The following is a 14,881-nucleotide window of genomic DNA, read 5'->3' as shown; positions in this document are numbered from 1 at the left end:
TATTCGATTTCAAAAATGTCGTCAATGCTTCTACTCACAGTTTTATACAAAAAGACCCTCAAAGCGAGGGCCTTCTTTGAACTAATTTAATTTGAATGAAGGAAAATAACTCCGTATTATTTCACATTTTTCCCTGTCCATAGAGATACACGGTCTTTGATCCATTCCGTGTATTGTTTCTCCATCTCCACTGCACCGGCTTTATCCAGTTCAGCGAGGAATGCATCGTAAGTTGTATCAAAGTTCGCTGGTGAAGTCAGAACGGCTTCCGGAATACGTTTGCGTACGATATCCTGTGTTTTTTGGAATTTCACCCTGTAATCTGTGCCGGAAGGAACGGGCATATTATAAGCTGCTCCCCACTCTTTCAGCTTCAGATCGTCTTCAGCAGGATAGAAATCTTTCCATGTCTTAATGCCGTAAGCTTTCAACGTTTCCTTCTCAGCCGCTGTGTATCCAGCCTGGATCTGCTCTGGGAAGTTCGTGGTGTAATAATTATCCGTTGCATCCTTCACACCATCGCCGTATCTGGCACTGAAAATGTTGTACATGCCAATTCCCGTTTCTTTGGTAAAAGCGGAGTTATCATTTACTTTGCGATCCTGAATATCCTGCGGAATGACACGTTTGCCATCCTCTACTTTGTAATGCTCGTTTTCAATTCCCCAGTTTCTCAGGACTTGACCTTGTTCGGATGCAAGCCAATCCATGAACTTGATGATGCGAACCGGATCCTTAGCTGACGTTGTAATCCCGATGCCATATCCATCAAAGCCGGTTGGCTGGAACGTATGGTCTACGATATCCTTGTTCAGTGAGACGGAGAAGTGAGCATACGTGCTGTCATCCTTACCTGCGGATTTCAGAGCATTCTCGGCTTCACTATAGTTCCACTCCTGATCAATCAGACCCAGAACACGGCCGCTGGCAATTTTGGACTTGTATTGGTCATCTTTTTGCACAAATGTATCTTTGTCCAGAAAACCTTCGTTGTACATTTTGTTCAACCAGCGGAAGTACTCTTTCTCCTCTGGACGTTTGTAATGAAGCATCGCTTCATACGTCTCAGGATTGATATAATACTCCCCATCGTCCGGTGCACCTGTTGCCTGGAAGGCCGGATTCGTAACGGTGATCATGATTTTCCAATCATCCGCATTCAGCGTCAGTGGAATCGTTGGCTGACCGTCGATAGTAGGGTGCTTTTCATAATACGCACGGAGTACATTTTCGTAGTCCTCCAGTGTTTTTACTTCCGGGTAACCCAGTTCTTTCAGTACCTTTTGCTGGATTTCGAATCCGCCCGTAGCATCAAAGACAACGTTATCTACTCCCATGTTGGTCGGGATCGTATAAATCGCTTGATCTTCGGTGCTGTATTTCAGACGGTTCATCTGATCACCATAGATTTTTTTCAGGTTGGGAGCATGCTTCTCAATCAGATCCGTGAGGTCAACCATGGCTCCGGCATCCACTAGCTTCGACAAGTTCCCTTTTGGAAAAATCATATCCGGATAATCGCCGCTGGCCGCCATCAGCGCAACCTTCTGGTCACCGCCATTGTTGACATCATACTCTGCTTCAATGGTAACGCCTGTTTGCTTCGTAATCTCTTTGCCCACTGTATCCTGCATGTTGTTCCAGGTTGGACTTGGGTCCGCACCAAAGAACGAGATCGTAATCGGGTCGGTACCACTGGATTCGGTAGTCTCTTTGCTACCGGAGTTACCGCATCCAGCCGTAACCAACATTGCACTAGCCAACATTAACATTGCAAACGTCTTAGGTGTCTTAGCTGTCATTCTGGCTTTCATTTTACCTCTCATTTGTCTATCTCCCCTATTTATGAAGGTTTTATCTGTATAACAGGCTCGGGGCCTGTGAATACCACGTCTTATTTAAGTGAAACTTATTCATGAATTTTGATCAGAATATATGCTTCAATCGATATATTGTACTGAAACTTATTTCACATCTTTACCTGTCCAGAGGGATACACGATCTTTGATCCAGACGGTATATTGTTTTTCCATCTCCACTGCGCCTGCTTTATCCAGTTCAGCAAGCAGTCCGTCATAGAGACTGTCAAATTGATCCGGCTTCGCCAAGATTGCTTCCGGAATACGTTTGCGAATAATATCCTGTGTTTTTTGGAAGGTTACGTTGTATTCGGTATCGGAAGGCACTGGCATGTTAAAGGCTGCCCCCCAATCCTTCAGTGTTAACTTATCCTCAGATGGGAAGAAATCTTTCCAAGTCGTAATGCCATATGCTTTCAACGTCTCTTTCTCCGCTGCTGTATATCCAGCCTGAATCTGTTCAGGGAAGTTCGTAGTGTAGTAGTTATCTGTGGAATCTTTCATACCATCACCATATCTGGCACTAAAAATGTTATACAGTCCAACTCCAGATTCTTTCATGAACGCGGAGTTATCGTTAATTTTACGCTCCTGCACATCATCTGGTACGATGCGTTTTCCATTCTCTACTTTGTAGTGCTGGTTCTCAACACCCCAGTACCGCAGGAGCTGACCTTCATCGGAGGCAAGCCAATCCATAAATTTGATGATTCGAACCGGATCTTTCGCAGTTTTTGTGATCCCGATGCCATAACCGTCAAAACCTGTGGGTTGGAACGTGTGATCCACAATATCCTTGTTTAGTGAAACAGAGAAGTGAGCATATGTGCTCTCGCCATTGTTTTTGGACTTCAAAGCATTCTCTGCTGCGCTGTAGTTCCATTCCTGGTCAATCAGACCGAGAACCCGGCCACTCGCAATTTTGGATTTATATTGGTCATCCTTCTGAACAAACGTATCTTTATCCAAGAGACCTTCGTTGTACATTTTGTTCAACCAACGGAAGTATTCTTTTTCCTCTGGACGTTTGTAATGCAGCTTTGCTTCATATGTTTCCGGATCAATATAGTATTCACCATCGTCCGGTGCACCTGTTGCCTGGAAGGCCGGGTTTGTAACCGTAATCATAATCTTCCAGTCATCCGCATTCAGCGTCAGCGGAATGGTAGGCTGTCCATCAATGGTTGGATGTTTTTCATAGTAAGTTCGCAGCACATTCTCATAATCTTCAAGGGTTTTCACTTCAGGGTAACCCAGTTCTTTCAACACTTTCTGCTGAATCTCAAATCCGCCGGTAGCATCGAATGCTACGTTACCTACACCCATATTAGTTGGAATCGTATAGATCTTCTGATCTTCCGTGCTGTATTTCAGACGGTTCATCTGGTCGCCATAGATTTTTTTCAAGTTGGGAGCATGCTCCTCAATCAGATCAGTCAGATCAAGCATTGCACCTGCATCCACCAGCTTCGACAGGTTTCCTTTAGGATAGATAATATCAGGGTAATCACCACTCGCAGCCATGAGAGGAATCTTCTGGTCGCCGCCGTTATTTACATCAAATTCAGCTTCAAGCGTAACACCCGTTGCCTTCGTGATCTCTTGCCCGACAGCATCCTTCATGTTGTTCCAGTTTGGACTCGCATCTGCTCCAAAGAATGTAAAGGTGATTGGCGTTGTTGTATCCCCCGTGTCCACCGGTTTTTCTTCAGCTGATTTTCCTCCGCTGCTGCATCCTGCTGTAACCGCAAGAGCGCTGGCTAACAAAAGCATTGCAAATGTTTTTGGTGTTCTGCCCTTCATGTATAATCCCCCTTTTGGATAAAATGAAGCTGTGTATTTGTACAACAGGGCTCGCCTGCTCATACCATGTTCGGGTGAATCCAATCTTCATGTCAGATCCAATGACATTAAAAGCGCTTACTTAATTCCCAGTTAATAAGGGATCCAAATCTGACCTAACCATACTTTGTTTACTCCCAAGTTGATTCCGTTTCTTCCCTTGAGATGAGCTGTTCAATAGTGTACAAGTTATTGTAAGTGCTTTCACAGTTGAATCATAATGGTTAAGAAAACCCTTGTCAATAGCTAATTACTAAAATCTAAAACGGTTTCTCTAAAACGTTTTCGGTATAAAACAAACCCGGTATTCCGGGTTCTATTTTATTTTTCAAATGGACATGTCTGTACGACTTCAACCCTAATCAGCGTTCCACAAACGAACACGATTTTGAATCAATATGCTATATTGTTTTTCCATTTTTTCTGCTCCTGCCTGGTTCAGTTCAGCGATCATGCCGTCATAAATGGCATCAAACTTCTCGGGTGAGCTTAAGACAGCTTCGGGAATCCGTTTGCGGATAATATCCTGTGTTTTCTGGAAAATAACATTATAGTCTGAGTCCCCTGGTGTAGGCATGTTATAAGCAACTCCCCAAGGTTTAACCGGGAATTCCTCTTCACTCGGGAACAGATCCTTCCATGTTAACGCCCCATATGCCTGAAGGGTCTCCTTCTCGGCTTGAGTATAGGAAGCTTCAATCTGCTCTGGGAAATTTGTCGTGTAATAATTGTCCGTAGAGTCTTTCACGCCATCTCCATAATGTCCGGACATATTTTTATATAGTCCGATGCCAGACTCTTTTTGGAACGCGGAAGCATGGTTTGTTTTCCGATCTTGAACCGCTGCCGAAATGACACGCTTGCCATTCTTGATCTCATAGTGCTTGCCTTCGATGCCCCAGTTCATCAGAATCTGACCTTCTTCGGAAGCTAAATAATCAAAGAACTGGATGGTACGCACCGGATCAGGGTTTGAAGTCGTAATTCCTACCCCCCAGCCGGATACAAATCCCGTGTCCTGAAAAGAATGATCTTTCAACTCCTCGGACAGTGTCACCGGGAAATGAGAATACGCGGCCTCCGCCCTGCCCGACGATTTCAATACGTCCTCTGCATCGGCATACCCCCAATCCTGATCAATGACGCCCAGTACGCGTCCGCTTGCAATCTTGGATTTATACTGATCCGATTTCTGCACAAAGCTTTCCTGATCCAGCAAATCTTCGTTGTACATATGATTCAACCAGCGGAAGTACTCTTTCTCCTCCGGGCGCTTGTAATGCAGCTTCGCTTCATAGGTTTCCGGGTGAATGTAGTACTCGCCGTCATCCGGCGCACCTGTCGCCAGAAAAGCTGGATTCGTGACCGTGATCATAATTCGCCAGTTGTCCGCATCCAGCGTTAACGGAATGGTCGGCTGGCCATCCGTCATTGGATGTTTATCACTGTATGTTCGTAGTACATTTTCATAGTCTTGAAGTGTACGAACCTCAGGGTATCCTAATTCCTTCAGCACACGATGCTGAATACCGAATCCGCCTCCAGCGTCAAAATACTTCTGATCCACCGCATAATACGTTGGCAGCACATAAATGGCCTGATCTTCGTTACTGTATTTCAAACGATCCATGTAATGGCCATATAGCTTCTTCAGGTTGGGAGCATGCTGTTCGATGAGGTCAGTCAGGTCCAGCATCGCCCCAGCATCCACCAGTTTGCTAAGCTCACCCTTCGGTGACACGATATCTGGATAATCCCGGCTTGCTGCCATCAGGGAAATTCTGTCCTGTCCCCCGCTAACGGCAAATTCACCGTTCAGGGTAATGCCTGTTTTGGCTGTAATAACCTTGCCTACTTCATCCTTCATGCTATTCCAGTTCAGACTCGGATCAACACTGAAAAAATCAAATGTAAGTGGTGATGGTGCATCCCGTACTCCGCTTTTATCCGTAAGTGACGTTTTACCGCCAACACCTCCATCGCAAGCTGTAAGCAAAAGTAAAGCCAGAACCGGCGCCAGTGTGACCTTCCATTTGAAACTGGACATAATGGTAATCCTCCCTATTTCATACGTCTGTCTTATACGGAACGATCTGTTCCTCTCTATAGCTTCACGAATGTCCTCTGCTGCCGCGACCGACACTCTTACCTGTGACCGTGTAGCAGCAGTATGGATATCCTGAGCTCATCTATATAAGCACTTTATTATAGGTGTACAATCCATTATTAAGCCAGTCTTTACCTCTGGATATAGGTCTATGCTTTTACGGCTCCAAGCGTCATCCCGCCAACAAAGTACTTTTGCAGGAACGGATATACAATCAGAATCGGAACTGTGACTACAATTGTAATTGCCATTTTGATCGATTCCGGAGAGATCTGTGTCATTTGCTGTGCCATATCATTCGCATTTCGTCCGGCTCCCGAACCTTGTTGTGTACTTTGCAGTACTTTCATCAACTCATATTGCAACGTCGTCAGGTGTGCTTTCGAACCGTTATACAGGTACGTATCAAACCACGCATTCCATTGACCCACTGCCAGAAACAAAGCAATTGTTGCGAGTACCGGCTTGCAAAGCGGCAAAATGATGCGGTAATAGATTTTAAAATCATTTGCACCGTCCAGCTTGGCTGATTCCTGCAAGGCATAAGGCAGACCGTCAATGAATGAACGGATGATAAATACGTTCCAGGCACTGATCATGCCAGGCAATACATACACCCAGAATGTACCGATCAGGTTCAGGTCACGCATCAGGATGTATACCGGAATCAGACCACCCGAGAAATACATCGTCAGCGCCAGAGTTGTAGATACAAATTTCCGAAGACCAAAATCGGGTCTGCTCAGCGTAAATGCAATCATGGATGAACTGATCAGTCCAAGCAGTGTACCTACAAGGGTACGCATAATGGAGATTTTCAAACCTTGGAGCAAACCTTCATACTGAAAGATCGTCTGATAGTTCTGTAATGTAAATTCACGAGGCCATAAGTAAATTCCGCCACGTACCGTATCCGCCGAGTTATTAAGCGAAATCGCCAGTACGTTAAGGAATGGATAGAGTGTTACAACCAGCACCAGGGTCATCGCGAGGATATTGAATATATCGAACACCTTATCGCCCCGTGTAGCATTGAATGCTTTGTTCGCCATAATGTCTCCCCCTCCCTACATGATGCTTTCTTTGGTGAATTTTTTGAACAAACCGTTGGCCGTAAACAGAAGGATGATACTGACAACAGAGTTGAATATACCTATCGCTGTACCATACGAGAATCGACCCATATTCAAACCGTAATTGAGTGCGTACAGATCAAGGACTTCCGAGTAATCCAGGACCAGACTGTTCTGTAGCAAAAATTGTTTCTCAAAACCGATGCTGATCAGATGTCCGATGGACATAATGAACAATACGGAGATGGTTGTGCGAATACCTGGCAGCGTAATATGCCACATCTGTCTGAAGCGGTTTGCACCGTCTACCCGGGATGCTTCATACAGCTCCTGGTCGATACCTGTGATTGCCGCCAGATAGATGATCGCATTCCAGCCCGTTTCCTTCCACATATCTGAAGCGGTTACAATGTACCAGAACAGATTACCCTTCGCCATAAATTGAATCGGCTGATCAATAATATTGAGACCGATTAACAAATCGTTGATAATTCCACCATCAGTGGACAGCATTTTGGTAATAATCCCTGCAACGACGACCCAGGATACAAAGTGAGGAAGGTACGATACGGTCTGCACAGCCCGCTTGAAGAACATACCTTTCATTTCGTTCAGAAGGATGGCGAAGAGAATAGGCACGATAAAACCAACAACTAGTCCCATCAAGCTCATTGCAAGTGTATTTCGAAGCACCAGATAGAACCGATCATCACTGAACAATTCTACAAAGTGTTTAAATCCAACCCAATCCTGTTCACCAAACGATCTGGCAGGTTTATAGTTTTGAAAAGCCATCGTCCATCCCCATAGCGGAAGATAGTTAAATACAAAAACCCAAGCAACGAATGGCAATGACATAAGATAAAGATACTTCTGCTGTTTCATTCTGTCCCAAACTCCGTTGCGCCTTGGCTTCAATGGCGGTTTGGAATCACTGCCTCTTTTCGCGGAAGCGGATTTCTTTGTTAGCGTTTCCATCTCCGTTCCCCCTCCTCTGTTTTTATAAAATAATCATAATCGATAGAGCGTTTTCAAAATACCATCTGGATTTTAGAGAAAATCATATAAAAATTAGATATATCCCGCTGAAATCAGACATTTAGCCGTTAAAATTAGAGATAATCTAAGCTTATTAACAATAAAAAATCTATATAAAGGTTTATTTTACTTTTTAAGGATAAATACGAAAACGTTTTTTAGAAATCGTTCACCTCACTTTTTACGCAGCAAAAAAGAGACCTTCACAGGTCTCTCGATGCATCCCATTGATCACAAAGTAAATTGAATGGGTTGAAGTTTGAAAATGCCTAACAGCTCGGCAGAAGTAACGGAGCTTTCTGGCTGAAATCGCTCTCCGCGGACATAAGACAACATCTCTTGAAAAAGAAAAGCAGCTTCCGGACGTTTCATTAAGGCTGTATCGGTAAAAGGAAAAGAGGTCACCAGCATGCGGCCCTTTCCAGCTCTCGCCTCAAAGGCATAAGCCAGCCGTTTCGCCCGGTGAAAATGATCTACCACCTCGATCAGCGGTGTAACTTCCTGCATGGTATCCAGGCATATGGCTGGCGTACCATTCACAAGATGATACCAGTGCCAGTCCGAAGCTCCATCCTGTGGAAAGGCTCCGAGAAGAGCCGTTTCTCTCTCCATGTGCATGCCCATCGTAGCGCCCGGCTGGGTAGCAAACATGAGATAATTCCAGAACACCGGCAGGTACTTCGTTTCCACCGAATCATACAGATCCGCTGCAGTTGGCATAAGCCAAACCCTACCGCCATTCAAGAGAACATCCAGCACATTGGAAGTTAGTGACTTCACGATCAACAGGTCATGCTGACCTTGATTTAACAACCGAAAGCCATCCACATGATCTGCACAATCATGATACGATTCGACCAACAGAGGCTCTAACTCCTTTACCGTATTCCAGATACGCTTCATATCTCCATGACGTTCGCTCTCCACCTGCATCAGCGGGAAAAACCAACCATGCCAACCATTCTGAGCCGCCGTAACGACTGCCTCACGATTAGATGATCGCGCGATGGAATGACCAGAGCTACCGGGATGAATCGAATCATTCACATTCTGGCAACGCAGCTCGGCCTCCACTCGAAAAGCAGATACACTCTCGACAGGTGCGTTGACCTTCACACTTCCAAGAGACATGACCGAACCACACGGGATATCCCCGCAGCTCCATCCTCCTTCAACAAGGACTACTTCATCCATAACCATTCTCCAGTGAATGGCAGCATTCTTTAAGACCGCTTTACCGTAATGGGATATACGCACATCGATTTCAATGGGTTCTCCCGCATAGTACGTGCGCTCTCGCGAACTCAGAAGAAGAACTATATCAGCGTTAAATTGTTTCACTTCATCCGGTGTAGTTATTCCTTTATCCTCCCAAAAGACATCCAGAAAACCTGTGGTCGCATGCCCCTGCCCCGGAAAATCACGAATATCCAGCAGCTGAATACCCGCTGCATCTGAAGTACGTCGCACTCGCTCCATCGCTTCTTTAAGCGATCGCATCAGATGTGTGGCCGTTGCCTGCTGATATTGTTCCAGCTTGGCTATCATGCCTTTACGTGTAAGCGACTCTTCGACAGAATCTAACCATGTGGGACGAAGGACACCCGTATACTTCTCTCGTTCCTGCGGACGTACATACATCGTAAATTGCGCATGTTCATGCCCGATCACCGGATGTGATGCAAGCCTTGTAACCGCATGATAATCCAGCGTAGTATCCGGCACAGCCGACAAAACGGATTCCAGCGGGGGATGCCAGTTAAATGACTGAATAAAATAATCGGCCTCTCTTCCTTGAGGTGGAAGCTGTCCAAATCCGGTATTATCCGTATACAGCCTGGACGGGTCTTTTTCCCGCGCTCTTGCGATCAGCATATTCAGTTCAGGGTGCCCGTTCGCACCAATCAACTCATTGCCCAGTGAGAATAGAACAAAGGAAGGATAACGATGCAATGCCTCCAGCAGCCGATCCAGTTCCTGTGTCAGATATGTCTGGATTTCAGGAGGAGCTGATACATCCCGCTTCTCATAAAAGCGTGACCAGTGCGGTAGCTCCGCCTGTACAAGCATCCCCTCTTCATCGGCAGCCTCCCAGAACGGTTCCGGTGGACTCCACCCGTGTAATCGCACATGGTTGAAGCCGTAAGACTTGGCCATGCGAAACTGCTTCTTATAATGCTCGTAATCCCAGACCGGATATCCCGTAAGCGGAAAAATGCAACAGTCCACATATCCACGCAGAAAGACCGGCGTTTCATTCAGGAGAAGCTGTTTTCCCATTGCTGCAAAAGATCGCATGCCAAACCGCTGCTCCACCCGGTCAAGCTCCTGTTCACCTTCCTGCAGTCGAATCACGGCCCGATATAAGGCCGGGTTCTCATCGCTCCACAAGACGACGGGGCTCGATGCACCCAGTGCAATGTGGCATGACGTAATAACCTGGTCTGCCTTCACCCTGTCACTCCCGATATGGTCATCACACCCTGCGCTTACACTGTTTCCCTCACAATAGATATGATGATGCTCGCGTTGGAGCCATGTGCCGTCTGGATGTTGGATATCAATCAGCAAGTGTAGCGATGCTGTTGAGACTGGAATAGGAGTTCTCACCGTGCACTGAACGGCTATCGTTCCATCGGCAAGATCAGGTTCAATACCCACAGTATGTATCCGTCTCACCGGTAGCCTTTCCAGATAAGCTCCTCCTGTGATACCTCCCCAGGCCGTAGCCGTATGCAAAGAATGGATGTGGCTGCCCGCGAGAGGAAGCTTCATCGAATTATCGACCCAAATCTCCACACGGTTGATCTTCCCTGGCTTTACCCAATCCGTTACATCCCACGTCTGTTCTGTAAGCAGACTGTCCCTTTCGCCTGCTTCATTCCCATTGAACCAGAGCCTTGATGTCCAGCGTACCCCTTGCAGTCTAAATACATAGTGCCCGTTCTGTGTATCAGGGGGGATATCCATATCCTGAGCATACCAGGCTGATCCCTCATACTCACGAGTTTTGGTCCATGTGTCGATTCTGGCATACTCTGGTGTTTCTCCGTACCCCTGCTCTTCCCATGACCCCGGAACCTGAATTGTATTCCATAAGGCATCATCCTGGTGTGGAGGGCTGCATGGCGCAGCGTTCCGTCGTTCTCTTGGTTCTCCAGTCGGCTCAGCTAATTGAAACTGCCAGGTACCGTTCAAATTCACCGTATAACGTACATCAGCTAGATCCGTCCGATTCATATCCTGCAGCCATCCCTTCATCTGGACTCTTGTACTTTGTACAGTCAGTCTAAGGTGTAAGGCATTCATAAAACATTGTTTATTCCAGGAAGTGCTTGGATTATATTAAGATCATCCCCGTAGATGGTTCGATAAATAATGTAGTCGGTAACTCCCCGGAACACCGTGGGTTATTCATCTTCGTTGTCATCATGATTCGTTTCCCTCGTAAGAGATTGCGTTCTGGATTGTTTATATGCCGAAGGGGATTCGCCTACGTATTTCTTGAATTTACCGTGAAAATAGTCCACATTGGCATAACCTACTCTGGATGCCACCTGATGAACCTTCAACCCTTCATCAAGTAATTCTTTTGCTTTTTCGATCCGAACTTTATCCAGAAAAGCATTAAAAGATTCGCCAGTATGATTCTTGAACAATTTTCCAAGATAGCTGCTGTTGTAATTAAATACCTCAGCCAGAACCTCTAACTTCAGATTCTCGCCCGGATTGCGCTGAATGAATTCAATCATCTGTTTCATCACCGTGTCCGTGCTGCCTCCGCCCATACGCTGAATCAGACGATTCAGGTGCTCCGTCGCCATTACTTTAAGATCAGCCATCGTCAACTGATGGTATACTTCATTAATCAGCACGGAGTGCTCCTGCATAATGGATTGCATATGTTGATTAGCTGCCGCGAGTTTGTTGAATGCGAGCGAAAACACCTGAGAGAATACGGTCTTGATTGCCTGCTCTGTCCAGTGATACGGAATCAGACGTTCCTGCATCTCTTCAAGTACACGCATGACCGATTCATTGCTGCGTATATCCAGGGCGTAATATAACTTGTCCGCCAACTCAACTTCGTCAGGCTCCTGTACTCCGTCTGCTTCGATTATCCTTCCGTCTCTTTCCGTACTTGTGGGAGAAAGACGCGCTTCATCCCAGCGTTTGATCCGTTGCTCTGTAAACAGAAAACGTTCTGCAAGCAGGCTGCTCGCCTGTGTGTAAGATCTGGCAATCTCCGCTGTAGACTGTACCGGTTCTCCAGCAGCAGCGTACATGTGCACATTCCATTCTGCAAGTAATGTTTGCAATTCACCATAGAGACTCTGTGCTGAGGAATTCTGGATAACCGCTTCTTTAATTAATAGCCCCAAACCGGAATGATATGAAAATACGATACCTCTTTCCTTCTGATCAAAGGTTTCAATCAGTTTGCGCTTCATCTCATTGCCCCGCTGCAGATCAAGCGCAGCATGAATCTCCAGCAAAATGACTTGATACTGCGGCCAGTGAAGTCCAAGACTGTCCTCTTCTTTGCTCCCTGTACCTTGCAAAGAGTCGTACAGTAGCGCTTCAATCTGATGTTCTCTGTATACTGTATCTTCACCCGCATAGCGAGTCTGCGTTTCACGTTCCTGATGAAGCTGCACCGCAATGCGTTCCAGTTCAGCGATAATCTCTTCTTCATCCACCGGTTTCAGCAGATAACCATCCACGCCGAAGCTGATCGCTTTTTTGGCGTAATCAAAGTCAGCATAACCACTCAAAATCAGAAAATGCGCCTCCGGTTCATGCTGACGGATCTCTTCGATGACTTCCAGGCCATTCATGCCTGGCATCCGTATATCAATAATGGTCAGGTCCGGCTTCATTTCGTTGAAACACGCGATCGCCTCGCGCCCACTTCCGGCTGTAGCCATGACCTGGAAGCGGTATTTTTCCCAATCGATAATCGTGGTCAGTCCCTCGCGAATGCTTGGTTCATCGTCTACCAACAATACTTTATACATGCTGGTTCCCTCCTGCTGGTAAGGTGAAAGAAACCTCCGTTCCTTCCCCATACACACTGTTGATCTGTAATCCCGCATTTTCTCCGTACGTCAAAGTCAAACGCTGATGCACATTCCGTATCCCAATCCGGCTCTTCTCCTGTTCTTCAGGGCCGCTGACAAATTGCATTACCTCTGCAAGCCGTTCCGGCGTGATGCCCGCCCCATCATCTTTCACTCGAACCTGAACCAGTCCGTCCTTCATAACAATGTGAATATGCACCTGCACAGTTCCTTCTTTATTTTCTAGTCCATGCACAATCGCATTCTCCACAATCGGCTGTATGATCAACGGCGGAATATACATCTTCTCCACCTCAGGATCGAGAAGTATCTCAAACGCCAGCCGATCTCCATACCTAAATTTCTGAATTTCGAGATAGGAACGTACCATCTCCAGTTCTGCCCGGAAGGTCGTTTTGCCGCTGCCAATCTCCAGACTTTTCCGCATCAGCTTGCCTAGCAGCCTGACAATATTCGCAATCTCGGCTTCTCCCTTGATATGTGCCTTCATGCGAATGGATTCAAGTGCATTAAACAAAAAGTGAGGATTAATCTGACTAGCCATCATTTTCAGTTTAATCTCTTTCTGGGCGATTTCCAATTGGTTGTTCTGTTCTGTTGTTTCGACCACCTGGGACATTAGCTCATTAATACTTTTCACCATGTAATTGAACTGGCGCGACAATTGTCCAATCTCATCGTTCCCGTCAATGCGCGAAGTGACATTCAAATCCCCAAGAGCCAGCTTGTTCAGATGTTTACTGAGCCGGAGCAGCCGGTTCGAGGTGAGGAAAGAAATGATATACACCAGCAGCAGCGCAATCACCAGCACCAAGGTAATAAAAATCATGCCGATCTGGCTAATCCGGTTGGCATCTTTGACAATATTTTTGGTAGCAAACACCGTGATGACCTTCAGTTTATTAAAGCTTGACCCCGGCCCCAGTTCATCAATCACAATATTGGAGGGTTCACCCTGAAAATCAGCTTCAATAGTGCCTTTGGGTTGACTCTGCAGGTCGACGCCGAAATCCAGTTCGTCCAGCGTTTTGCCGACCAGTTCGGTATTTTTTGCTGCCACAACATACCCTTGCTCATCCGTAATCAACGTCTCGAATTGCTCCTGTCGCAACAAACCGTTGAGTTCTTCCTGATTGATTACAATCATCAGTACCCCTTCGGTCTTATATTCGGCAAAAGGAACCTTGCGCACCAGACTTAACCGGTGAACCGGATTGTCTTCGTTGCCAGGGATATAAAACCAGCCAATGCTCGTTGTTTCGAGCGCTTTCTTGTACCAATAACTCTCCTTGGTTCGCTCATTGACCGGAATAAACTCCAAATTGTTGATTAATGTCGGGTTGGTTGAGTAAAAACGAATACCCGCAATTTCTCGGTATAGCCGCCTGTATTCCTGAAAATCTTTATACGCGAGGTAAGCTGAGGTCAGCTCCACCACACTCTTATACTGCCGATTTACGATCTCCTTGAGATCGGTATTAAACATAAGCAGATTAGATATGTCGGTAGGCACACGCAGCATGGTTGCCGTCTGGCTTTTGATTTTATCCACATTGATGATCGTCTGTCCAATGGCATTATCCAGCGCTTGCTGACGAAAATAACTGGTGACCGCCAAGCCGATAATCAGCACTGGAATCATGACAACAAGCACATAGGAAATAAGCAATTTATGCTTTAATTTCAGATCATTTGATATTCGAATCAGCCGTTTTAACATATCTGCACCTTCCGTCATCTGTATAAGCGCTTACAACTTTCGATCATCCAAAGCAGGTCATTCTCACCTGCGCATCCATCATACCATATAAATGCAGCGTACAATTTGACATTAAAAAGGAGATATAGAACGGAGTTGTTACAGGCGTCTAGGTTCCTAAT

Annotated in this window: 8 protein-coding genes; all 8 read right to left on the bottom strand. The window is 46.0% G+C overall.

All coding sequences use genetic code 11. The features are described from left to right. Positions 1–116 precede the first annotated feature (116 nt). The 8 genes from ACUTVW_RS22255 to ACUTVW_RS22220 all read right to left on the bottom strand — a co-directional run bounded on the left by ACUTVW_RS22255 (position 117) and on the right by ACUTVW_RS22220 (position 14,720). A complete protein-coding gene (locus ACUTVW_RS22255; protein ID WP_445647841.1) occupies positions 117–1,802 on the bottom strand; it encodes an ABC transporter substrate-binding protein in 1,686 nt (561 codons plus the stop codon). A 162-nt stretch (positions 1,803–1,964) separates the two neighbouring features. Next, the gene (locus ACUTVW_RS22250) at positions 1,965–3,662 is read right to left on the bottom strand and encodes an ABC transporter substrate-binding protein (RefSeq protein ID WP_445647770.1); all 1,698 of its coding nucleotides are present in this window, start codon (positions 3,660–3,662) and stop codon (positions 1,965–1,967) included. Positions 3,663–4,059: 397 nt separating this feature from the next. Further along, positions 4,060–5,748: an ABC transporter substrate-binding protein gene (locus ACUTVW_RS22245; RefSeq protein ID WP_445647769.1), complete on the bottom strand. Its 1,689-nt coding sequence runs from the start codon at positions 5,746–5,748 to the stop codon at positions 4,060–4,062. Between the two features lie 209 nt (positions 5,749–5,957). Next, on the bottom strand, positions 5,958–6,860 hold the full coding sequence (locus ACUTVW_RS22240) for a carbohydrate ABC transporter permease (RefSeq protein ID WP_445647768.1): 903 nt from the start codon (positions 6,858–6,860) through the stop codon (positions 5,958–5,960). 15 nt (positions 6,861–6,875) lie between these two features. Next, entirely contained in the window at positions 6,876–7,859 is a 984-nt protein-coding gene (locus ACUTVW_RS22235; protein WP_445647767.1) for an ABC transporter permease, read from the bottom strand. Between the two features lie 291 nt (positions 7,860–8,150). Further along, positions 8,151–11,159: a glycoside hydrolase family 2 protein gene (locus ACUTVW_RS22230; protein ID WP_445647766.1), complete on the bottom strand. Its 3,009-nt coding sequence runs from the start codon at positions 11,157–11,159 to the stop codon at positions 8,151–8,153. Between the two features lie 170 nt (positions 11,160–11,329). After that, positions 11,330–12,937: a response regulator gene (locus ACUTVW_RS22225; RefSeq protein WP_445647765.1), complete on the bottom strand. Its 1,608-nt coding sequence runs from the start codon at positions 12,935–12,937 to the stop codon at positions 11,330–11,332. Further along, the gene (locus tag ACUTVW_RS22220; RefSeq protein WP_445647764.1) at positions 12,930–14,720 is read right to left on the bottom strand and encodes a sensor histidine kinase; all 1,791 of its coding nucleotides are present in this window, start codon (positions 14,718–14,720) and stop codon (positions 12,930–12,932) included. The genes ACUTVW_RS22225 and ACUTVW_RS22220 overlap by 8 nt, the downstream gene beginning before the upstream one ends. Between the last annotated feature and the right edge of the window lie 161 nt (positions 14,721–14,881).

The organism is Paenibacillus sp. TSA_86.1 (assembly GCF_052691815.1).
This window is presented reverse-complemented; position numbering and strand designations above follow the sequence as displayed.